Annotated in this window: 18 protein-coding genes and 1 tRNA gene; 8 read left to right on the top strand and 11 right to left on the bottom strand. The window is 68.0% G+C overall.

Annotated features, from left to right (window positions below):
- Positions 1–59 precede the first annotated feature (59 nt).
- Complete coding sequence (locus tag AC1DW0_RS13165; protein WP_457390186.1) at positions 60–377, bottom strand: BON domain-containing protein; 318 nt, start codon at positions 375–377, stop codon at positions 60–62.
- Positions 378–739: 362 nt separating this feature from the next.
- On the opposite strand from AC1DW0_RS13165, the gene rpoN reads away from it, so the two are divergent.
- Positions 740–2248: an RNA polymerase factor sigma-54 gene (gene rpoN / locus AC1DW0_RS13160; RefSeq protein WP_477946302.1), complete on the top strand. Its 1509-nt coding sequence runs from the start codon at positions 740–742 to the stop codon at positions 2246–2248.
- A gap of 160 nt (positions 2249–2408) precedes the next feature.
- Here the strand turns inward: rpoN and AC1DW0_RS13155 are convergent, their stop codons facing one another.
- Both AC1DW0_RS13155 and AC1DW0_RS13150 read right to left on the bottom strand, forming a co-directional pair.
- Complete coding sequence (locus AC1DW0_RS13155) at positions 2409–3737, bottom strand: PQQ-dependent sugar dehydrogenase (protein ID WP_477946300.1); 1329 nt, start codon at positions 3735–3737, stop codon at positions 2409–2411.
- A gap of 89 nt (positions 3738–3826) precedes the next feature.
- Positions 3827–4261 carry a CBS domain-containing protein gene (locus tag AC1DW0_RS13150; RefSeq protein ID WP_056198705.1) on the bottom strand — a complete coding sequence of 145 codons (435 nt, stop codon included), beginning with the start codon at positions 4259–4261 and terminating at the stop codon, positions 3827–3829.
- Between the two features lie 474 nt (positions 4262–4735).
- Between AC1DW0_RS13150 and AC1DW0_RS13145 the strand changes: the two genes are divergently transcribed.
- From AC1DW0_RS13145 to AC1DW0_RS13135, 3 genes are all read left to right on the top strand, one after another.
- A complete protein-coding gene (locus AC1DW0_RS13145) occupies positions 4736–4927 on the top strand; it encodes a CsbD family protein (protein ID WP_477946298.1) in 192 nt (63 codons plus the stop codon).
- 72 nt (positions 4928–4999) lie between these two features.
- Positions 5000–5656: a YiaD family glycine zipper/OmpA-like lipoprotein gene (locus tag AC1DW0_RS13140; RefSeq protein WP_477946296.1), complete on the top strand. Its 657-nt coding sequence runs from the start codon at positions 5000–5002 to the stop codon at positions 5654–5656.
- A gap of 118 nt (positions 5657–5774) precedes the next feature.
- Positions 5775–6236, top strand: coding sequence for a hypothetical protein (locus AC1DW0_RS13135; RefSeq protein WP_477946294.1), 462 nt, complete (start codon positions 5775–5777; stop codon positions 6234–6236).
- Between the two features lie 20 nt (positions 6237–6256).
- Here the strand turns inward: AC1DW0_RS13135 and AC1DW0_RS13130 are convergent, their stop codons facing one another.
- Positions 6257–6970: a D-glycero-alpha-D-manno-heptose-1,7-bisphosphate 7-phosphatase gene (locus tag AC1DW0_RS13130; protein ID WP_477946293.1), complete on the bottom strand. Its 714-nt coding sequence runs from the start codon at positions 6968–6970 to the stop codon at positions 6257–6259.
- A gap of 268 nt (positions 6971–7238) precedes the next feature.
- Between AC1DW0_RS13130 and ku the strand changes: the two genes are divergently transcribed.
- Together ku and ligD are read left to right on the top strand one after the other, a co-directional pair.
- On the top strand, positions 7239–8150 hold the full coding sequence (gene ku, locus AC1DW0_RS13125; RefSeq protein ID WP_477946291.1) for a non-homologous end joining protein Ku: 912 nt from the start codon (positions 7239–7241) through the stop codon (positions 8148–8150).
- A gap of 10 nt (positions 8151–8160) precedes the next feature.
- Positions 8161–10677 (top strand): DNA ligase D, encoded by a 2517-nt coding sequence (ligD, locus tag AC1DW0_RS13120; RefSeq protein ID WP_477946289.1) that lies wholly within the window; start codon positions 8161–8163, stop codon positions 10675–10677.
- On the opposite strand, the gene AC1DW0_RS13115 is transcribed toward ligD, so the two are convergent.
- Positions 10664–12559: an AAA family ATPase gene (locus tag AC1DW0_RS13115; protein WP_477946287.1), complete on the bottom strand. Its 1896-nt coding sequence runs from the start codon at positions 12557–12559 to the stop codon at positions 10664–10666. The genes ligD and AC1DW0_RS13115 overlap by 14 nt on opposite strands.
- A 182-nt stretch (positions 12560–12741) precedes the next feature.
- Positions 12742–12817: transfer RNA gene (locus AC1DW0_RS13110), tRNA-Thr, on the bottom strand.
- Positions 12818–12925: 108 nt separating this feature from the next.
- Between AC1DW0_RS13110 and AC1DW0_RS13105 the strand changes: the two genes are divergently transcribed.
- Positions 12926–13702: an alpha/beta hydrolase gene (locus AC1DW0_RS13105; RefSeq protein WP_477946285.1), complete on the top strand. Its 777-nt coding sequence runs from the start codon at positions 12926–12928 to the stop codon at positions 13700–13702.
- 19 nt (positions 13703–13721) lie between these two features.
- On the opposite strand, the gene AC1DW0_RS13100 is transcribed toward AC1DW0_RS13105, so the two are convergent.
- The 3 genes from AC1DW0_RS13100 to prfB form a co-directional block, all read right to left on the bottom strand.
- Entirely contained in the window at positions 13722–14732 is a 1011-nt protein-coding gene (locus tag AC1DW0_RS13100; protein WP_477946283.1) for a class 1 fructose-bisphosphatase, read from the bottom strand.
- Positions 14733–14735: 3 nt separating this feature from the next.
- Entirely contained in the window at positions 14736–17399 is a 2664-nt protein-coding gene (gene pepN, locus AC1DW0_RS13095; RefSeq protein ID WP_477946282.1) for an aminopeptidase N, read from the bottom strand.
- Positions 17400–17483: 84 nt separating this feature from the next.
- A protein-coding gene (gene prfB, locus AC1DW0_RS13090) for a peptide chain release factor 2 (RefSeq protein ID WP_157281678.1) occupies positions 17484–18588 on the bottom strand; the annotation gives its coding sequence in 2 pieces (ribosomal slippage) (positions 17484–18506 and positions 18508–18588; 1104 coding nt in all).
- Positions 18589–18645: 57 nt separating this feature from the next.
- Between prfB and AC1DW0_RS13085 the strand changes: the two genes are divergently transcribed.
- Positions 18646–18897: a DUF4212 domain-containing protein gene (locus AC1DW0_RS13085; RefSeq protein WP_457323661.1), complete on the top strand. Its 252-nt coding sequence runs from the start codon at positions 18646–18648 to the stop codon at positions 18895–18897.
- Here the strand turns inward: AC1DW0_RS13085 and AC1DW0_RS13080 are convergent.
- Together AC1DW0_RS13080 and AC1DW0_RS13075 are read right to left on the bottom strand one after the other, a co-directional pair.
- Positions 18878–19666 carry a substrate-binding periplasmic protein gene (locus AC1DW0_RS13080; protein ID WP_477946280.1) on the bottom strand — a complete coding sequence of 263 codons (789 nt, stop codon included), beginning with the start codon at positions 19664–19666 and terminating at the stop codon, positions 18878–18880. The genes AC1DW0_RS13085 and AC1DW0_RS13080 overlap by 20 nt on opposite strands.
- On the bottom strand, positions 19663–20583 hold the full coding sequence (locus AC1DW0_RS13075; protein ID WP_477946278.1) for an alpha/beta fold hydrolase: 921 nt from the start codon (positions 20581–20583) through the stop codon (positions 19663–19665). Before AC1DW0_RS13075 ends, AC1DW0_RS13080 begins: the two co-directional genes overlap by 4 nt.
- Positions 20584–20589 lie beyond the last annotated feature (6 nt).

Below are 20589 nucleotides of genomic sequence, written 5' to 3'. Positions count from 1 at the left end.
GTCCCCGACCTAGTGTGGAGTCACCCTGGCGGCCGCCGTGGCTGGGGTCTGCATGGTGCTCACTTCTCCGGCGGGCGCACGATGATGTTGTTGCGCACTTCCTTCACGTCGGGCGTGCTGCGGGCGAGCTGGCCGGCGCGATCTTTCTCGGCCTGCGAAGTGGCGAAGCCGGCGAGCTGCACGGTGCCCTTGAGTGCCTCGACCTGGATGCGCATGGCGCTGACCTGGCTGTCTTCGGCGAAGCGTGCCTTCACGCGGGTCGCGACGGTGGCATCGTCGACATACTGGCCCACGGTGCTCTGGCCGCTGGTGACCGCGCAGCCGCCGGTGCCGAGGGTGGCCAGCGCGACCATCGAGACGATGAGGATCTTCTTCATGCGTTCTCCTATTGCGAGGGATCTCGCGCCCGGCCAAGGGCAAGGGCTGTGCCTGCGCGGGGTTGAAAGGCGAAAAGGGCTGCAGCGGCCGGCGTCGAACATGCCGTATCAGGCGGCACGCTTTGCCGAAATTGCCCATTCGGGGAGGGCGCTTCGGTAAATCTTGCAGCGGCGCGGCGCCCGTGGGCGGGGCGTTCCATGGGCTTCACGCTTGCCACGCGACGCTATTCCCTGGGGGCGGAGCCAAACTGTTTCGGGATGCGACAAGCAATGCTCGCCGGCACGGAGGTTGCATTGACTGAAGTTCCCGCGCGCCGTCCACGCACGGCGCGGCAAAAGCGACGTTGCCAACAGGAGCACCCGTGCCCTCCATGGACCTCCGTGCCGACCACCGGCAGACCCAGACCCTGTCCCCCCGACTCCAGCATGCAGTGCGTCTGCTGCAGATGTCCTCGCTCGACTTTGCTGCGATGCTCAGAGACACCCTGGGCCGCAACCCTTTCCTCGAGACCGAGGAGGGCGAGGCCGGTGACGGAGAGGGCAGCACGGCGCTGCCGCTGGCTACCGGCACCGAGGCCGGCCCGATGGAGCAACCGTCGGCCCTTTCCAGCCTGATGGAGGAGGGTGTTTCGGCCGATGCCGGTACCGAGCTGCCGGCTGCGGCCAACGATCCCGACACCAGCGGCGGGCCCGAGGATGGCAGTGACCGGGACCTGTGGGCGACCGACAGTGCCGGGCAGCGCCGCGCCGAGGACGGCGAACTCAGCGCGCTCGACATGATGGCCGTCGAGACCTCGCTGGCGACGCATCTGCACGGACAACTGAACGTGCTGCCGCTGTCCGATCGTGACCTTGCACTGGCGCGCACCATCGTCGAGTCGTTGGACGACGACGGCTATCTGCGCACGCCGCTGGAGGAGCTGATCGACGTCACCGGCCTGGAGCCGGCGCCCGAGCTGCAGGAGATGCAGTTCGCGCTGAGGCTTGTGCAGTCGCTGGACCCGGCGGGCGTGGCGGCGCGCGACGTCGGCGAGTGCCTGCTGCTGCAGCTGCCCGGCATCGACTGCGCCGACACGCGGGCCCTGGCCCAGGACATCGTCACCAACCACCTGTCGGCGCTCGCGGCGCGCGACGTGGCTTCGCTGGCGCGCCAGTTGGGCGAGTCGCCGGCGCGCGTCGAGGCGGTCTGCGACCGCATCCGCCGCCTGGACCCGCGGCCGGGCTGGCGCTTCGGCTCCACGCAGGTGCCGTATGTCGTGCCCGACGTGATCGTGAAGAAGGTGCGGGGCCATTGGACCGTGCAGCTCAACCCGGCCATCGTGCCCCGCGTCAGGCTGAACCAGGTCTATGCCCAGCTCTTCCAGCGCCACCGCACGGCGGCCAACGCCGAGCTCGGTGCCCACCTGCAGGAGGCGCGCTGGACGCTGCGCAATGTCGAGCAGCGCTTCTCGACCATCCTGGACGTGGCCGAGGCCATCGTCAGGCGCCAGCACAACTTCCTGGACTACGGTGCCATGGCGATGAAGCCGCTGGGCCTGCGTGAGATCGCCGAGGAAGTGGGCATCCACGAAAGCACCGTCTCGCGTGTGACCAACAACAAATACATGGCCACGCCGGTGGGCGTACTGGAGCTGAAGTACTTCTTCAGCCGCGCCATGATCAGTGCCAATGGCAGCGCCTGCTCCGGCACGGCGATCCGTGGCCTCATCAAGGACATCATCGAGGCCGAGAGCCCGGATGCGCCGCTGTCGGATGCCGAGATCACGCGTCAACTGGCCCAGCAGGGCCTGGTGGTGGCGCGGCGCACCGTCACCAAGTACCGCCAGATGCTGAAGATCGAGGCGGTGGACCGCCGTCGACGCGTGGCTTGACACGCCCCTCGTCCGGTCTCGCCCTGCTGAACTCGGGCGTGCCCAGCCGGTCCCCCAAGGGGACGGCGATGCGTGCCGGGTTGACCGGCGCGCACATCGCCTAAGCGGGCCGGCTTGGGAGCGGCCCGGCGCTCGGCCCGAATGCACCCGCTGAGATGACTTAGCGCGGCGCCACGCGCCAGATGGCATTGCCCACGTCATCGGCTACCAGCAGCGCGCCGCGAGCATCGACGGCCACGCCGACCGGGCGGCCGCGGGCCTCGCCCTCTGCGCTCAGAAATCCCGTCAGCACGTCCACGGGCAGGCCCTGCGGATGCCCGTTTGCAAAGGGGATGTAGACGACCTTGTAGCCCGCGAAGGGCTTGCGGTTCCAGGAGCCGTGCAGGCCGACGAAGACGCCTTCGGACGAGCCACCGGGCAGCAGCAGCTTGGGCACTGGGCTGGTTCCTGCAGCAGTCAGGCCCAGCGCGGCGACGTGAGCGCCCAACGCATAGTCGGGCACGAGGGCTTTGGCGACGAGATCGGGTCGTGGCGGCTGGGCGCGGCTGTCCACATGGGCGCCGTACCAGCTGTAGGGCCAGCCGTAGAAGCCGCCATCGCGCACCGAGGTCAGGTAGTCGGGCACCAGGTCGCTGCCGAGCTCGTCGCGTTCATTGGCCACGGTCCACAGCATCGGTGCGCCGCCGGGCGCGGCCATCCAGGCCATGCCGTTGGGATTGCGCAGGCCGGTGGCGAAGAGGCGTTTGGCGCCGCTGCTGCGGTCGATCTCCCAGATGGCGGCGCGACCTTCCTCGGCCTCGATGCCATGCTCGGCCACATTGCTGTTGGAGCCGACCGTCGCGTAGAGCTTGCTGCCGTCGGGGCTGGCGATGAGGCTCTTGGTCCAGTGGTGGTTGCGCGTGCCGGCGGGCAGGTCGGTCAGCTTGCGGCCGGGGCCGCTCAGGCTCGTCTGACCCGGCATGTAGCTGTATTCCCAGACCGCATCGGTGTTGGCCACGTAGAAGCGATCACCAACCAGGGCCATGCCGAAGGGCGAGTTCAGGTCCTGCAGGAAGACGGTCCTGACCTCGGCGCGGCCATCGCCGTCGGCGTCGCGCAGCAGCGTGACGCGGTTGGCGCTGGGCGTGGCTGAACCGGCCTTGGCCATCAGCTTCTTCATCACCCAGCCCTTGAACCCCTTGCCTTCGTCCGGCCGTGGCGGCGCGTTCGTCTCGGCCACGAGCACGTCGCCGTTGGGCAGCACATGCAGCCAGCGTGGGTGCTCCAGCCCGCTGGCGAAGGCTTGGGCCTGCAGGCCTGGCGCGGCGATCGGCGCCTCGCCGGCTGCCCAAGGGCGGGTCGAGGCGACGTGGGCGGTTGGCACCAGGGTCTGCACCGGTTCGACCAGGGTGGGCCGGGGGCCGACGTCAGCACCCTGCGGCAGGCGGGCGCTCTCGCCGCAAGCCGTGAGGGCCGCGGCGGCCAACAGCAATAGGCAGCGTGTGTTCATACGCAGGTCTGGCAAGCCAGATGCCCGACAGATGCCCGGCGGATTTGCGGCGCAGATGGCCGCGGCCGTGCCGCTGGCTTGAGTGGCCCTCAGTGCGGCGCCGTGGCGTCGCCCGGCGCCGAGATCTCGCGCAGGGCGCGGTCGATGTGACCGGACTCGCGCACCGCCAGGTCGCCCAGCGACACGATGCCGATCAGGCGCCCGTTCTTGTCGACCACCGGCAGGCGGCGCAGCTGGCGGGCGCCCATCAGGCGCTTGGCGTCCTCGGCATCCTGATCGGCGGTGCAGGTCTGGACCTCGGGGCTCATGATGTCGGACACGCAAGCCTGGTCGGGATTGAGGCCGTCGGCGATGCCGCGCACCGTGATGTCGCGGTCGGTCAGCATGCCGAGCAGGCGTTCACCGTCGCAGACGGGCAGGGCGCCGACGTCCAGTTCCTGCATGCACTGCGCCGCACGGCGCAGGCTTTCCTGCGGCTGGATGGTGCGCACCTGGGTGGACATGATTTCGGCGATGGTCGACATGAGGGTCTCCTGAGTGGGGTGGACATTCGGCAAGGCGGGTGCCGGGCATGCGGACCCCTTGGACGCTGCTGGCCCACCGCGGGCCCGGCACTGCCGAGCCCGCGTCGCCGCAGTCAATGGAAGAAGAGATAGACCAGCAGCAGCACGATGCCGGGGACACCCAGCAGCCAGGCGAGAAGGTATTTGCCCATGATGGTCTCCAGTGGGGTTGGGGTAGGCAAAGCATCGCTGCGCGGGCGCGAGGAGGACAGCGGACGAGGCGCGACAGGCACGTAGGAAGAGCGGCAGCCGACCTGGTCGATGTTGTCAGCGGGCGCGCCATGGGGCGGCCCGCCGGCTTTGCTGAGGCGCGACGTAGGACTGGACCCACCCGCCGACCCGGCCCAGGCCGGCCCGGGTGCACTGCCTGGCTCGTTAGTCTGACGCCAGTCCCCTAGGCAAGTCGTCACGGGGGTCGTCACAAAGGAGCACACCATGAACACCGATCAAGTCAAGGGCAGCGTCAAGGACATCGCGGGCAAGGCGCAACGCAAGCTGGGCGAGGCCATTGGCAGCACCGAGCAGCAGGTCAAGGGCGCCGCGACGCAGGTCGAGGGCAAGGTCCAGAAGGCCGTGGGCGATGCCCGCGAGGCCGTCAAGGACGCCCGCGACCAGCGCAAGATCTGATTGCGCCGCACGCCATGCTCCCGCCGCCGGACCTCAGGGTCCGGCGGCGCTTTTTCTGTCGAGAGGTACACCATGCGTTCTTCCAAGATTCCGTTGCGCCACGGCGCGGCGGCCACCCTGATCGTGGCGGCCCTGCTGGCCGCTGGCTGCTCGTCGATGAGCGAGCGTGAACAAGGCACCGCCAAGGGTGCCGGGGCCGGCGCTGTGGCCGGCGCCATCATCGGTTCGGTGACCGGCGGCAGCGCCGGGCGTGGGGCCGTCATTGGCGGCGCTGTCGGCGCGGTTGCCGGCAACCTGTGGTCCAAGCGCATGGAGGACAAGCGCGCCGCCCTGGCCCAGGCGAGTCAGGGTACCGGCGTCGAGGTCGCGCGCACTGATGACAACCGCCTCAAGCTCAACGTGCCCAGCGACGTGTCCTTCGACACCGGCCGTGCCGACATCAAACCGCAGATGCGCCCGGTGCTCGACGAGATCGGGCGCAACCTGGACCCGGGTGTGCGTGTGACTGTCGTCGGCCATACCGACAGCACCGGCAGCGATGCCATCAACGAGCCGCTGTCGCGCGAACGCGCCGCGGCCGTGCGCGACTATCTGTCGGCCCGCGGCGTGTCGAGTTCGAGAGTCAACGTGGCGGGGCGCGGCTCGCACGAGCCGGTGGCCGGCAACGACACCGAGGCCGGCCGTGCCGCGAACCGCCGCGTGGAGATCTTCCTGGCTGAACAGGGCTAGAGCCAGGAGCCACCAGCCCGTAGTGGGCGCACCGCGGTTGATCAATGAGGGTTGGTGCTAGGCATCCTCGGGCGGCAAATCGACCACCCTTCGCGCATTTCGACCGATTGGAAGATCCATGCGCAAGAGCGTTGCCGTCGTTGTTGCCGGCCTGGTGGCCGGTGCCCTGGACATCGTGGCGGCGTTCGCGAGCTATGCAGCGCAGGGCGCCACCGTCGAAGGCATCCTGAAATACATCGCCAGCGGGCTGCTGGGTGCCTCCGCCTTGCAGGGCGGCGTGGCGATGGCAGGGTTGGGGCTGCTGTTCCACTTCTGCCTGACCACGGCGATGGCTGCGGTTTACATGGCTGCGGCGTTGCGGTTGGGCGCGCTGACGGCGCGCCCCTGGCTGTGGGGCAGCGTCTACGGCCTGCTCACCTGGGTGGCGATGGTCTACGTCGTCGTCCCGCTGTCAGCGGTCAACGGCTGGCAGCTTCCGCACGGGTGGAACATCGTCAGCGGCCTGCTGTCGCACATCTTCTATGTCGGCGTTCCCATCGCCCACATCACGCGCCATGCCTTGCGCCCGCAGGCGGCCTGAGCGTTCTGGTTCGCGCCGGCTCAGTCGGGCCGATGCCAAGCCACATCAGGCGTCGCCTGCGGCTGCATGACGCTGCCCGGGGCTGACGCGAAAGAGGGCAGGCGGGCGGTGGCGAGCTTCTCGACATAGTCGGCCAGCGCGGGCCAGTCGAAAAAGCGCGCGTCGGGCTCCCGCAGGGGTGAACGACGCCAGACAGTTTCGCCGCCACTGTCGAAGAGCAGGCCCTGGCAGCCTGCGCGGTGGCCGGCCTCGACGTCATCCAGCCTGTCGCCCACCATCCAGGAGCGCGCCATGTCCAGGCCGTGGCGGTGGGCGGCGCGGATCAGCATGCCGGGTGCCGGTATGTGGCACAGGCAGGCCGGGCGGCCTTCGTCGTCGGGTGCGTGGGGGCAGACTTCCACGCCCTCGATGCGCACACCGAACTCCTGCTGCAGCCGTTGCAGCAGGACCTGCTGCAGGCGCGCGAACTCCGCCCTGGTGAAGCGGCCGCGCGCCAGGCCGCTCTGGTTGGTGACGATGACCAGGGCCAGCCCCGCGCGTTGCAGCCTGGCCAGGGCTTCGCCTGCGCCGGGCATGAAGCGCAGCAGCAGCGGGTCGGCGTTGTGGGGTGCGCCCTCGACGAGGGTGCCGTCCTTGTCGACGAAGAGGCAGGGCCTGAGTGGCGCGCGGGCCGGCGCCGGCCGCTGCAGGTCGCGCAGCGTCAGACCACTCAAGGCATAGGGTGCATAGCTCATGGGCGCACCTTGGGCTCGGCAAGGGCGGAGGTCGGGAAACGGCAGTCGCTCATGTCGGGGGTCCGGGCTGAAGAAGGTGCGGCACCGCTCCCGGCAATCGGCGTGCCCGCCCCGGAACGACGCTGCCGCAGCGCTTCATGACGGCGGCAACATGAGCCTGCTTGCCCTGGCGACGCGATGCGTCCCGGCGTCCTACACAGCGATGCGGCGCTGTTCCCTGACCCGCCGCAGGCCGGCCGGCGTAGCTTGTCGGGACACAGGAGATTCCATGGCCACATCCGCCCGCTCTATCGCTTCCCTGACCCTGAGTTTCGGCCTGGTCAACGTGCCCGTGCGCCTGTTCTCGGCCACCGAGGCGGGCGCTGACATCCGCTTCAACCTGCTGGCCAAGGACGGCGCGCGTCTCAAGCAGCAATACGTCAACGAGCGCACGAAGAAGGTTGTCGAGCGCAAGGATATGGTCAAGGGCTATGAGGTCGAGGACAACCAGTTTGTGCTCTTCACGCCGGAGGAGCTCAAGGCGCTGGAAGAGGGCAGCAGCCATGTCATCGAGATCGTCAGTTTCGTGCCGCTGGCTTCCATCGACCCGCTGTTCTACGACAAGAGCTATCTGCTCGCGCCGGACAAGCGCGGCGACAAGCCCTACGCCCTGCTTGCCGAAGCCTTGCGCCGCTCAGGCCGCTGCGCGCTGGCCAAGTGGTCCTGGAAGGCCAGGCAGTACGTGGTGCAGGTGCGCGCCAATGATGACGGGCTGATCCTGCAGCAGCTGCGCTATGCCGCCGAGGTGCGCTCGCTGGCCGACCTCGACATCCCCAAGGCCAGCATCTCCAAGCCGGAGCTGCAGCTGGCCCTGCAGCTGGTGGATCAGATCGCGGCGGACAGCTTCGAGCCGGGGCTGTTCCACGATGAGGAGAAGGACCGGGTGCTGGCAGCCATCGAAGAGAAGGTCAAGGGCCGCAAGATCGTCGCTTCCACGCGCGAGGAGCATGGGCCGACAGGCGGCGGCCAGGTCATCGACCTGATGGACGCACTGCGCGCCAGCCTCGGCAGCAAGCCCGCCGTGAAGGCCGGCGGCAAGACGTCTGCCAAGGTCACGCCAATGCCGGCGCGCAAGGCGGCCACGCGCGATGCCGCCGAACCCGAGGCCGCAGCCCCCAAACGGCTGCGGGCGCGCAAGTAGCGCCTGACCCATGAGCAAGCCCCGCCCCGCTACCGCCGAGGCGCCATTGGCGCGCTACAACGCCAAGCGCGATTTCAGCGGCACCGCCGAGCCCAAGGGGAGGCTGGGGCGCCGCAAGTCCAAGGCCTTGGGCTTCGTCATCCAGAAGCACTGGGCCTCGCACCTGCACTACGACTTCAGGCTCGAACTGGACGGCGTCATGGTCAGCTGGGCCGTGCCCAAGGGGCCGAGTTTCGACCCCGCCAAGAAGCAAATGGCCATCCATGTCGAGGACCACCCGGTCAGCTACAACAGCTTCGAGGGCGAGATTCCCAAGGGGCATTACGGCGCCGGTACCGTCATCATCTGGGACCGCGGCAGCTGGACGCCTGTCGGCGACCCGCGCGAGGGCCTGGCCAAGGGCAAGCTGATCTTCGAATTGCATGGCGAGAAGCTGGCCGGGCTGTGGGAGCTGGTGCGCATCTCCAAGCCGGGCGAGAAGAAGCAGGACCAGTGGATCCTGTTCAAGAAGCGCGGCGATGCCTGGGCGCGGCCGACGGCCGAATACGACGTCATCAGCGCCCTGCCGGACAGCGTCGTGGAAAAACCCCTGGGCCCCGTGGAGGAGCGTGAACCGCGGGTGCGCGCACAGCCGCAGACGGCCGGCCCCGATCTGTCCCGCGCAAGGAAGGCGCCGTTCCCGAAGACGCTCGAGCTGCAGCTGGCAACGCTGATTGCCGCTGCGCCCGCAGACGGCGACTGGGTGATAGAGAACAAGTTCGACGGCTATCGCATGGGCGTGCGCATCAGCAAGGGCAAGGTCGCGCTGATCACGCGCAATGGCAATGACTGGACCGCGAAGCTGGCGCCGCTTGTCGATGAACTTGAGAAGCTCGGCATCGATCAGGCCTGGCTGGACGGTGAGATCGTCGTGTTGAACGAGCATGGCGTGCCGGACTTCAACCGGCTGCAGAACGCCATCGACAACGCGCGCACGCAGGACATCGCCATGTTCCTGTTCGACCTGCCCTTCCTCGGCGACACCGACCTGCGAGAGGTGCCGCTGCGCAGCCGGCGCGCGGTGCTCAAAGAGCTGCTCGAAGGCCGCACCTCGGCCCGCGTTCGCTTCAGCGATGAGCTGCCGGCGGCGCCGTCGCAGGTGCTCGCCGCGGCCTGCCAGCTGGGCCTGGAAGGCGTGATGCTGAAGAAGGCCGACTCGCCCTATGTCTCCCGGCGCAGTGACAGCTGGCTCAAGCTGAAATGCCAGCGCCGCCAGGAATTCGTCGTCATCGGCTTCACCGACCGCACGAACTCGCCCCAGGAAGTTGGAGCCCTGATGCTGGGCTATCACCAGGACGGCAAGTTGCGCTCGGCCGGCTCGGTCGGCACCGGCTGGGCGTCGGCGCAGGGGCGCGAGCTGCACCGGCAGTTGAGCAAGCTGCAGACGAAGACGCCGGCCATAGCCCCGGCGGCCGTCGAGCCGGGCCGCTGGTCGCGCCGCGCCCGGGGTAGCGAGCGCTGGGTGCGGCCGGAGATGGTGGTGGAAGTGGCCTTCGGCGAGTGGACGCCCGATGGCCATATCCGGCATGCGAGATTCGTTGGTGTGCGCGCCGACAAGGCGCCCAAGGCGATCCAGCGCGAGCAGGCCGCGGCGGTACGGCCTTCGCCCAGGACGAGCGTCAAGATCAGCCACCCCGACCGGGTCATCGACACCTCGACCGGGCTGCGCAAGATCGACCTGGTGCACTACTACGAGAGCGTCGCAGACCGCATCCTGCCGCACCTGAAGAACCGCCCCGTCTCCCTGGTGCGTGCACCGCAGGGCATCAGCGGGCAGCTGTTCTTCCAGAAGCATTCGGACAAGGAGATCCCGGGCATCACGACCCTCGATCCGGCGCTGTGGCCGGAACACGAGGCGCTGATGTCCGTCGACAGCGTCGAAGGGCTCATCAACGCCGCCCAGCTCAATGTCGTCGAGTTCCACACCTGGAACTCCAAGGTCGGGCGCATCGACCTGCCGGACCGGATCGTGTTCGACCTGGACCCGGGCGAGGGCGTCAGCTGGGCGCATCTGCAGGAGGCGGCCGCCCTCACGCACACCATGCTCGAGGAGCTGGGCCTGAAGGCGTGGCTCAAGACCAGCGGTGGCAAGGGCCTGCACGTGGTGGTGCCGCTGGCGCCCAAGCTGGACTACGACACCGTCAAGGCCTTCTCGCAGGCCGTCGTGGCCCACATGGCCGAGACCCTCCCGCAGCGCTTCGTCGCCAAGAGCGGCGGCCGCAACCGCGTCGGCAAGATCTTCATCGACTACCTGAGGAACGGCTTCGGCCAGACGACGGCGACGGCGTTCTCTGCGCGGGCCCGGCCGGGATTGGGCGTCTCCATGCCCGTCAGCTGGGAGCAGCTCGGCTCACTGAAGAGCGGCGCGCAGTGGACCATCACGACGGCGCGCGAGTACCTGTCCTTCGAGAAGGAGGACCCGTGGCGCGACTACGCCAAGTCGCGGCAGACCTTGTCCACCGCAAGAAAGCGGCTCAAGCTGCCGTAGGCTCGCCCATCAGCACGCGCTTCAACGGCGCCCCGCTGACGGTTTCCTGGCCGAGCAGCATCTCGGTCAATGCGTCCAGGCGGTCACGCTTGTCCTCCAGCACGCTGCGGCATTCGGCCTGGGCACTCTCGAGCAGGGCGCGGGCCTCGTCCAGCAGCGACTTCTGTACGTCGGGGCCGATGAGTTCCTTGGGCACGCCGGCCATGCTGAGCAAGCCGAACGTCTTGCCAAAGCCCATGGAGCCGATCATGTTGGTGGCGAGCTCCGACGCGCGCTTGAGGTCGTCGGCCGCGCCGGAGGAGGTGTTGCCGAAGGCGATCAGCTCGGCCTCGCGGCCTGCCAGCATCATGGCCAGGCGCGAGCGCAGCTCGCGTTCGCCGTACAGCGGCTCCTCGTGGGTGCGGGTCACATAGGTCACGCCCAGGGCCGGGCCGCGCGGCTCGATGCTGACGCGCTCGACACTGCCGGCCTCCAGCACATGGGCCACCAGCGCATGGCCGGATTCATGGAAGGCGATGCGGCGCAGCGTCTCGGGCGTGATGACGTCCTTGCTGTTGCTCACCTCGCCGCCGAGCTGATGGGTCTCCAGCGACTGGTAGACCCGCTCCTCGCTGACGTGGGCTTCGCCGGCCTCGGCCGCATAGGCCGCGGCGCGGTTCACGCAGTTGGCGATGTCCGCCGGTGACATGCCGGCGGCCGTGCGGGCGATGGACGGGAGGTCCATGACGGTCGCCGCCTTGATCTGGCCGAGGTAGAGGCCGAACAGCTGCTGGCGTTCGGGCACTGTGGGCATGGCCGTGCGCACGATGAGGTCGAAGCGGCCAGGCCGGCGCATGGCTTCGTCGATGTTGTCGATGTGGTTGGTGGCGCCGACGATGACGACGTTCTCCAGCGAGGAGAAGCCGTCCATCTCCACCAGCAGGCGGTTGATGATGCGGTTCTGCTCCTGCTCGCCGCCCCCCCCGCCGGCTTCCTTGCCGTTGCTGCGCCGGCCGATGCCGTCGATCTCGTCGATGAAGACGATGCAGGGCGCTGCGTCGCGGGCCTTCTTGAAGAGCTCCTTCACCTTGCCGATACCGGCGCCATAGAACATGGAGCTGAAGTAGGAGCCGTCGACGCTGATGAAGCTGGCGCCGCATTCGCCGGCCAGGGCTTTGGCCAGCAGGGTCTTGCCGGTGCCCGGCGGGCCGTCGAGCAGCACGCCGCGCGGTGCCTTGGCGCCCACGGCGGCGTATTGCTTGGGATCCTTCATGAAGGCTGCCACGCGGCGCAACGCCTTCTTGGCCTCTTCGGCGCCGATGACGTCGTCGAAGCGGGTCTTGGGCTTGTCGGCCAGGCGGGTACGCTGGCTCAAGGGGCCGCGCAGCTGCAGATAGACCAGCGGGCCGGCGATCAGCAGCATGACGAGCAGCGGCGCCAGCGCGCTCCCGGCCCGCTCCAGGGACTGGAACAGGCGCTGGCCGCCGGTACGCGCGTCGACGTCGATGTCGGTCAGCGCAAAGCCTTGGGCCACGCTGAGTTCGCCCAGGCGTGAGCCGATCTCGTTCTTGCAGCCCAGGCCGCAGTCGATGAGCCGCGTGCTGAATTGATGGCCGGCGCGGTCGGTGTAGAGCACCAGGCCGCCGCTGACACCGACGGCCGCAACGTCCTTGGCCTGCAGGGCGCGCTCGAACTCGGAAGCTTCACGCGGGTGGGCCAGCCATTGTTCGGGCGAGCGCTCGAAGCTGAGGGCGGTGGCGTTCTTGCGGGCCTGCACCTCGCTGGTCGTGCGCTCGTGCAAGGTCGACAGGCCGAACAAGGCCAGCAGCGCCGTGACGACGATGGCGGCAATGATGAGTTTCTGACGCAAGCCCGGCGTGGGGGTGTTGCTGGCGCTGTCCATGGTGTTCGGGCGACTTCGGGAACTGCAATCCATGCAGACTAACGGCCCGGTGCCCGCGCCGCGCGTGCGTTATCGAGGTTGGGCTGAGGTCGTTTGCAACAGCTGTTCCAAGTGCGGAAAACTGCCCAGAACGCAAAAAGGGCCTGATCGCGAGATCAGGCCCTTGGTGCTTCTTCTTGTTCTGGTGCCGGCAAGAGGAGTCGAACCCCCGACCTTCGCATTACGAATGCGCTGCTCTACCAACTGAGCTATGCCGGCCTCACGCGTCCCGCAGGCGGGATCAGCGAAGCCCGAGATCATAGCGCAACTGCTGTGAGCCGCCAAGATCGGCTTGCTTTTCGGGCGGCAGGACGCAAACTCCGGCGCATGAAAAAAATCAGGATTCTGCTGCTGGGGGCGTGGATGCTGGGCGCCACGGCGCTGACCCAGGCCGAGGATGGGCGCTTCGATGTCGCCACCCGCGAGGGCGTCGTCACGCCGGTGTTCTGGCAGGCCGCCGAAGGTGCGCGGGCGACGGTGCTGCTGTTTCCTGGCGGCAGCGGGGGCTTCGGTCGCATCGAAGCGGGGCGGCCGACGAGCCGCAATTTCCTGGTCCGCTCCGCAGGGGAGTTCGCCGCGCGCGGCTACAACGTCGCCATCTTCGGCAAGCCGAGCGACACGCCCGATCTGGGCTACAGCGAGCGCATCTCGGATGCCCACATGACCGACATCCGCGAAGTGCTGAAGGCCGTCAGGCAGAAGTCGCCATTGCCGGTCTGGTTGGTCGGCACCAGTCGTGGAACGGTGTCGGCCACGGCGGCGGCCATCCGATTGCAGGGGGAGATCGCCGGCCTGGTGTTGACGTCCAGCATCGTCGCCTGGGACAAGCCGGGCGCCGTGCCGCGCCAGGAGTTGTCGGCCCTCCGCGTGCCGGTGCTGGTGCTGCACCACGCCAAGGACCAGTGCCGGCAGACCCTGCCTCATGACGTGGGCTACATCCCGCGGGGGCTGACGGCTGCGCCAGTGAAGAAGCTGGTCGTGGTCGACGGCGGCGCCGACCCGACGGGCGACGCCTGCGAGGCCCTCCACTGGCACGGCTTCATCGGCATGGAGGCCGAGGCCGTCCAGCTCATCACAAGCTGGATGGACCGGCCTATGCCATAGACGCTTCTTGGTACGCTTCTCAGGACGCGTCGAGATGATAGGCCGCGATACGCTCGACCTCGTTCTTGGAGCCCAGGGCCACGGCCACGCGTTCGTGCAGCTTGGTGGGCTTCAGGTCCATGATGCGTTCGCTGCCGGTGGTGGCCACGCCGCCGGCCTGCTCGACGAGGAAGGCCATCGGGTTGGCCTCGTACAGCAGGCGCAATTTGCCGGGCTTGTCGGGCTCGCGCTGGTCCCAGGGGTACATGAAGACGCCGCCGCGGGTCATGATGCGGTGCACGTCGGCCACCATGCTGGCGACCCAGCGCATGTTGAAGTCCTTGCCACGAGGCCCTGTGGAGCCGGCCAGGCATTCGTCGATGTAGCGGCGCACCGGCGGCGCCCAGTGGCGCAGGTTGGACATGTTGATCGCGAATTCCTTGGTGTCTTCCGGAATCCTGACCTGGTCCTGCGTCAGAACCCAGGAGCCGGTCTCGCGGTCCAGCGTGAAGACAGCTACGCCATCGCCCACCGTCAGCACCAGCATGCTCTGCGGACCATAGACGCAATAGCCAGCCGCCGCCTGCTGCTTGCCGGGCTGCAGGAAGTCGTCTTCGCTGACGCCACGCGAATGGCCCACCTTGCGCAGCACGCTGAAGATGGTGCCGATGGACACGTTGACGTCGATGTTGCTCGAACCGTCCAGCGGGTCGAACAGCAGCAGGTATTCACCCTGGGGGTAGCGGTTGGGCACGACGTAGATGCCGTCCATCTCCTCGCTGGCCATGGCCGCGAGGTGGCCGCCCCATTCATTGGCCTCGATCAGCACCTCGTTGGCGATGATGTCGAGCTTCTTCTGCACCTCGCCCTGCACGTTCTCGCTGCCGGCGGTGCCCAGCACGTCACCCAGCGCCCCCTTGTTGACGGCGATGGCGATGCGCTTGCAGGCGCGCGCCACGACCTCGATCAAGAGGCGCAGTTCCTGCGGGATGTGGCCGTGCTCGCGCTGCTGCTCGACGAGGTATTGGGTCAGGCTGGTTTGACGAGACATCGATCAGCCTCCCGAAGCCAGCGCGCGTTCGACGATCTCGCGCACGTCGCTCGACAGATCAGGCTTGGCGGCAACGCGCGCGACGGCCTCGCGGGCGGCGCTGCGGTAGGGCTCGGCCAGCACGGCCCAGCGGTCCATCGCGCGGGCGAGGCGGCTGGCCAGTTGCGGGTTGATGGCGTCGATGGCGAGCACCTGCTCGGCCCAGAACACATAGCCGGCCGCGTCGGCGCGGTGGAACGCAGCCGGGTTGAACATGTACAGCGAGGCCAACAGGCTGCGCGCGCGGTTCGGGTTCTTGAGTGTGAAGTCGGCATGCTTGGTCAGCGCCTTGGCACGCGCGAACACACGGCCATCGGCCTCGGGCGCGCGCGCCTGGAGCGAGAACCACTTGTCGACCACCAGCGCATCGTCCTTGAACAGCGCGTGGAAGCGCTGCAGGGCCGGTGCGGCCAGTTCGGCGTTGGCGTTCACCAGCGCGGCCAGCGCGCCGAGACGCTCGGTCATGTTGGACGCGTCTTTGAAGCGCTGGTAGGCCTTGCCCGGCCAGACGGTGTCGCCCGTGGCCTGCGCATCCAGCACGAGCATGGACAGGGCCAGGTTGGCCAGCGCCCGCTTGCCGGACGAGACCGGGTCGGGCGTGTAGCCACCGCTGATCTGGTTGGCCTCGAAGGCCGCGGCCCAGTCGTCGCGCAGGGCGGCGGCGAGCTGGGTTTGTGCGGCCATGACGGCAGCGTGGATGGCCTGTGGGTCGACGACGTCGAGCTGCTCGGCGATATAGGCCTCGCCGGGCAGGGTCAGGGCCAGTTCCTTGAAGGCCGGGTCCAGCTCGGGATGGTTGAGCAGGACCCGCATCGCGTCGATGAAGACGGGGCTCAGCACCAGCGGCTGGCCCGCGCGCAGCGAATGCAGGATGCGGTTAAGCGCCAGGCGCTGGCCGGCTTCCCAGCGGTTGAAAGGGTCGCTGTCGTGGCGCATCAGCACGATCAGGCCGGCGTCGGACAGGCCGTCCTCCAGCACCACCGGCGCAGAGAAGCCGCGCATCAGCGAGGGCACGGGCTCGCTGTCGATGTTCTCGAAGATGAAGGTCTGCTCGGCCTGGTCCAGTACCACCACGCCCTCGGTGTCGCCGTTGGCGTTCACGGGCAGTGCGGCGCCGTGGCGGTCCAGCAGACCCATGACGATGGGGATCACCTGGGGCTGCTTGTCGCCCTGGCCCGGCGTGGCGGGTGTGGTCTGCGTGAAGCGCAGCGTGAAGGTGCGGGCGGCGGCGTCATGCTCGCCGCGGGCGGTCACGCGCGGCGTGCCGGCCTGCGAGTACCAGCGCTTGAAAGTGTCCAGGCGCGTAGCGAGGCCCGAGCCGGGGTTGGCGTCGGCAATCGCCTGCGCGAAGTCGTCGCAGGTCACGGCCTGGCCGTCGTGGCGCTCGAAGTAGAGCTTCATGCCCGCCTCAAAGCCCCTGCGGCCGACCAGCGTCTGGTACATGCGCACGACCTCGGCGCCCTTCTCGTAGACGGTGGCCGTGTAGAAGTTGTTGATCTCGCTGTAGCTGTCCGGGCGCACCGGGTGGGCCATGGCGCCGCTGTCCTCGGGGAACTGCGCGGCGCGCAGCTGGCGCACGTCCTGGATGCGGCAGACGGCACGGGCCGACGGCGTGCCGGCCATGTCCATCGAGAACTCCTGGTCGCGGAAGACGGTCAGGCCTTCCTTGAGCGACAGCTGGAACCAGTCGCGGCAAGTGACGCGGTTGCCGGTCCAGTTGTGGAAATACTCGTGGGCGACGATGGACTCGATGCGGTTGAAGTCCGCATCCGTTGCGGTGGCGGGCGAGGCGAGCAGGGCGCTGGTGTTGAAGATGTTCAGACCCTTGTTCTCCATCGCGCCCATGTTGAAGTCGGACACGCCGACCACCATGAAGCGCTCCAGGTCCAGCGGCAGGCCGAAGCGGGCCTCGTCCCAGACGATGGAGGCGATCAGCGAATTCATCGCATGCTCGGTCTTCTCCAGGTCGCCGCGGCGCACGTAGACCTGCAGCAGGTGGTCCTTGCCGGCGCGGGTGCGGATGCGCTGCTCGCGCGCCACCAGGTCGCCCGCGACGACGGCGAACAGATAGCTGGGCTTGGGGAAGGGGTCGGCCCAGACGGCGAAGTGGCGGCCGTTGTCGAGCGTGCCGCTGTCGACCAGATTGCCGTTGGACAGCAGCACCGGGTAGAGAGTGGCGTTAGCGCGCAGCGTGACCGTGTAGACGGCCATCACGTCGGGGCGGTCCAGGAAATAGGTGATGCGGCGGAAGCCCTCGGCCTCGCATTGCGTGAAGAAGCTGCCGCCCGAGGTGTACAGGCCGGAGAGGGCCGTGTTCTTGTCCGGGCAGGTGGTGTTGCGGATCTCGAGCGCGAAGTCGGCATCGGGTGCGCCTTCGATGATGAGCTCGTTACCTTCCTGGCGGAAGGAGACGCTCGCGCCGTCGATCAGCACGCGCAGCAGGTTCAGTTCCTCGCCGTGCAAACGCAGCGGGCCGTGGGGCACGGCGCGGTTGCGCTCGATCTGCATCTTGCTGGTGACCAGGGTCTTGGCCGGGTCGAGATCGAAGGTCAGGTCGACCTTGCGGATCCAGAACGCCGGTTGCTGGTAGTCCAGGCGTTGGATCAGGGTGGCATTGCCTTCACGCATTGGGGCTTCCTTGGAAATCGGTCAGTTCAGTCGAAGCGCTGCGCGCCAGCCGGAACGCGGGCGCGCAGTGCTTCAGGGAGGGCATCAAACGCCCTGTTTCAGCGACTCCGTGATGAACGGGTCGAGATCGCCGTCCAGCACCTTCTGCGTGGCAGACGTTTCGTAGTTGGTGCGCAGGTCCTTGATGCGGCTCTGGTCCAGCACATAGGAGCGGATCTGGTGGCCCCAGCCCACGTCGGTCTTGGTGTCTTCCAGCTTCTGCTGTTCTTCCTGGCGCTTGCGCATCTCATGGTCGTACAGGCGCGAGCGCAGGCGCTTCCAGGCGACGTCGCGGTTGCTGTGCTGGCTGCGGCCGTCCTGGCACTGCACGACGATGCCGGTCGGGATGTGCGTCAGGCGCACGGCCGAGTCGGTCTTGTTGATGTGCTGGCCACCAGCGCCCGAGGCGCGGAAGGTGTCGGTGCGCACGTCGGCCGGGTTGATGTCGATCTCGATGCTGTCATCCACCTCGGGGTAGACAAACAGCGACGCGAACGAGGTGTGGCGGCCGCCGGAGCTGTCGAACGGGCTCTTGCGCACCAGGCGGTGCACGCCGGTCTCGGTACGCAGCAGGCCGAAGGCGTACTCGCCCTCGACCTTGATGGTCGCGCTCTTGAGGCCTGCCACGTCGCCGGGCGTCTCGTCTTCCAGCGTCGCCTTGAAGCCCTTGCGCTCGCAGTACTTCAGGTACTGGCGCAGCAGCATGCCGGCCCAGTCGCAGGCTTCGGTGCCGCCGGCGCCGGCCTGGATGTCGATGAAGCAGTTCAGCGGGTCGGCCGGGTTGTTGAACATGCGGCGGAACTCGAGTTCCTCGACCTTGGCCTGCAGCGCGGCGGCGTCCTGTTCGATGGCCAGCATGCCGGCTTCGTCGCCTTCCTCGCGGCTCATCTCGAACAGCTCGGTGTTGTCCGCCAGCGAGCTGGTCAGCGTCGTGATCGTGTCGACGACGGCCTCCAGCGTGCGCTTTTCCTTGCCCAGTTCCTGGGCACGCTTCTGGTCGTTCCAGACGTTGGGATTCTCGAGGGAGGCGTTGACCTCGTTCAGTCGCAGTGCTTTGCGGTCGAAGTCAAAGATACCCCCTTAGCGCGTCGGTACGCGCTGTGAGGTCGGCCAGGTTGTTGCCGATTTGGTTGATGTGTTCGATGTCCATGACGGTCGCTTGGTTCTTGGCGAAACGCGGATTTTCTCATGGGTGAGAATGGCCGCCATGACAGCTCCGCTGCGCGACGACTATTGGCGCCGCACCCGCCGCCTGACGGTGTGGTTGCTGCTGGCCTGGGCCATCGTTGGTTTTGTGCCGGTGTTCTTTGCCCGCGAACTCAGCGTCGAGGTGTTCGGATGGCCGCTGGCCTTCTGGCTGGCGTCGCAGGGCGCGCTGCTGGGCTTTTGCGCCATCGTCATCGTCTACGCGAGACAGATGGACAAGTTGGAGGCCGAGTTCAGCGAGCCTCGGTCCTGAACAGGCGCCGGGCTTCGGCCTCGCCGACATAACGCGCGTAGAGCTGCTGGATCCAGCCTTCGCGCCTCAGCAGGGTGATCTGGGCCTGCAGCAGCTGAACGTCGTCCTCGGTGACGGTGGTGCGGTTCAGGTAAAGGCCGATGGGTTCGGTGCCGGCCTCCGGCAGGTCGACGACGATGCTGTGCGCCGGCAGTGCGCCATCCCGCTTGAGCTTGGCATGGATCATGTTGGGAATGATGGCTGCCTGGATGCGCCCGGCCGTCAGCTTGGCCGCCAGGTTGTTGAAGTCGGGCGAATACTCGGCCTGTCGCGAGGCCAGCAGCGGTGCGATCCGTTCCTCCAGCACCTCACCTACGCGCACGCCTCGGACGATACCGAGCTTGAGGTCGGGCCGGCCGACAAAGGCCTCCAGCGAGCGCGGCCCGCGCTCCGACGCGACGATCAGATCCAGTTCCGTGAAGGCATAGGGCAGGAAGTGCCCGACCCGGTCGCGGTCGGCAGCGCGCATGGCCGAGGTCAGCACGTCGATGCTGCCGTGCTCGAAGTCCAGCAGCACGCGCGCACGAGGCGCGTAGCGCAGGGTCAGCTTGCAGCCACTGCGCCGGGCCAGCTCGTCCAGCAGATCGGGCACGACGCCTTGGATCTGGCCGTCGCGCAGGAAGGCTGAATAGCCGAGGTCGGAGATGCCGACGCTGAGTTCTCGCGAGCAGCTCGCCTGCGCGCCTGCGGCAGCCAGCGCGAGCAGCAACCCGATGGCAGGCTGCCTCATGTCTTCGACAGGAAGGGCTCAAGCACGGCGGCCAACGCTTCGGGTTGGTCGTGGTGCAGCATGTGGCCGGCGTCCTGCAGCACGGCCTTCTCCAGCTGTGGCACCAGGGCCAGGCGGGCCTCGAAGTCTTCGCGCGGGTAGCGAGTGCCCCAGAAGCGCGTCAGCTGGTCGTCGCTGCCCTCGACCCACAGCGTGGGCGCGGCGATGCGCTGCCAGCAGGCCAGCACCTCGGCCTTGCGGTAGAGCATGGGATTGGCCAGCTTGTGGGCCGGGTCGGCATTGAGCTGGAAGCCCTCGGGCGTTTCACGCGACCAGTGCTGGGCCAGCCAGGCGGCCTTGTCGGCGGCCAGGCGGGGGTTGTTCTTGCGCAGTCGCTCGGCCACGTCGGCCAGCGTCGCGTAGGGTCGCAGCGAGGGCGGGTCCTTCAGCTCGTCCAGCCATTTGGCCAGGCGTTCGGGCGCGGCGGCGGACGAGATGTCGGGCATGCCAAAGCCTTCGAGATTGACGAGGCGACGGATGCGCTGCGGACGAACCCCGGCATAACTCATGGCCACATTGCCGCCCATGCTGTGGCCCAGCAGGTCCACCGGCGCGCCCGGGCTCAGCGCATCGAGCAGGGCGTCGAGGTCGCCGAGGTAGTCCGGGAACCAGTAGCTGTCGGCACCCGTCGTCGCGCTGAGGCCGAAGCCGCGCCAGTCCAGCGCAATGACCTCGCGCTCCTGCTGCAGGGCGTCTACGACGAACTGGAAGGACGCGCCGACGTCCATCCACCCATGCACCATGACCAGGGGCGAGTGGCCCGGCAAGGGCTGGCCCCAGCGCAAGATGTGGTGGCGCAGGCCGCGCAGGCTCAGAAATTCGCTGCGGTGGGCGCGGCGCGGGGAATAGACATCGGGCATATCCGCACTGTAGGACACGGCAGT

The organism is Roseateles sp. P4_D2 (genome assembly GCF_056401875.1).
Note: the sequence above shows the minus strand (reverse complement) of the source record. Positions and strands in the feature narration are given on the sequence as shown.

What these genes read in the sequence shown, in the direction of transcription:
- AC1DW0_RS13165 (WP_457390186.1), bottom strand. Translation starts at nt 377, where the DNA reads ATGAAGAAGATCCTCATCGTCTCGATGGTCGCGCTGGCCACCCTCGGC.
- AC1DW0_RS13155 (WP_477946300.1), bottom strand. Translation starts at nt 3,737, where the DNA reads ATGAACACACGCTGCCTATTGCTGTTGGCCGCCGCGGCCCTCACGGCT.
- AC1DW0_RS13150 (WP_056198705.1), bottom strand. Translation starts at nt 4,261, where the DNA reads ATGTCGACCATCGCCGAAATCATGTCCACCCAGGTGCGCACCATCCAG.
- AC1DW0_RS13145 (WP_477946298.1), top strand. Translation starts at nt 4,736, where the DNA reads ATGAACACCGATCAAGTCAAGGGCAGCGTCAAGGACATCGCGGGCAAG.
- AC1DW0_RS13140 (WP_477946296.1), top strand. Translation starts at nt 5,000, where the DNA reads ATGCGTTCTTCCAAGATTCCGTTGCGCCACGGCGCGGCGGCCACCCTG.
- AC1DW0_RS13135 (WP_477946294.1), top strand. Translation starts at nt 5,775, where the DNA reads ATGCGCAAGAGCGTTGCCGTCGTTGTTGCCGGCCTGGTGGCCGGTGCC.
- AC1DW0_RS13130 (WP_477946293.1), bottom strand. Translation starts at nt 6,970, where the DNA reads ATGAGCTATGCACCCTATGCCTTGAGTGGTCTGACGCTGCGCGACCTG.
- ku (WP_477946291.1), top strand. Translation starts at nt 7,239, where the DNA reads ATGGCCACATCCGCCCGCTCTATCGCTTCCCTGACCCTGAGTTTCGGC.
- ligD (WP_477946289.1), top strand. Translation starts at nt 8,161, where the DNA reads ATGAGCAAGCCCCGCCCCGCTACCGCCGAGGCGCCATTGGCGCGCTAC.
- AC1DW0_RS13115 (WP_477946287.1), bottom strand. Translation starts at nt 12,559, where the DNA reads ATGGACAGCGCCAGCAACACCCCCACGCCGGGCTTGCGTCAGAAACTC.
- AC1DW0_RS13105 (WP_477946285.1), top strand. Translation starts at nt 12,926, where the DNA reads ATGAAAAAAATCAGGATTCTGCTGCTGGGGGCGTGGATGCTGGGCGCC.
- AC1DW0_RS13100 (WP_477946283.1), bottom strand. Translation starts at nt 14,732, where the DNA reads ATGTCTCGTCAAACCAGCCTGACCCAATACCTCGTCGAGCAGCAGCGC.
- pepN (WP_477946282.1), bottom strand. Translation starts at nt 17,399, where the DNA reads ATGCGTGAAGGCAATGCCACCCTGATCCAACGCCTGGACTACCAGCAA.
- AC1DW0_RS13085 (WP_457323661.1), top strand. Translation starts at nt 18,646, where the DNA reads ATGACAGCTCCGCTGCGCGACGACTATTGGCGCCGCACCCGCCGCCTG.
- AC1DW0_RS13080 (WP_477946280.1), bottom strand. Translation starts at nt 19,666, where the DNA reads ATGAGGCAGCCTGCCATCGGGTTGCTGCTCGCGCTGGCTGCCGCAGGC.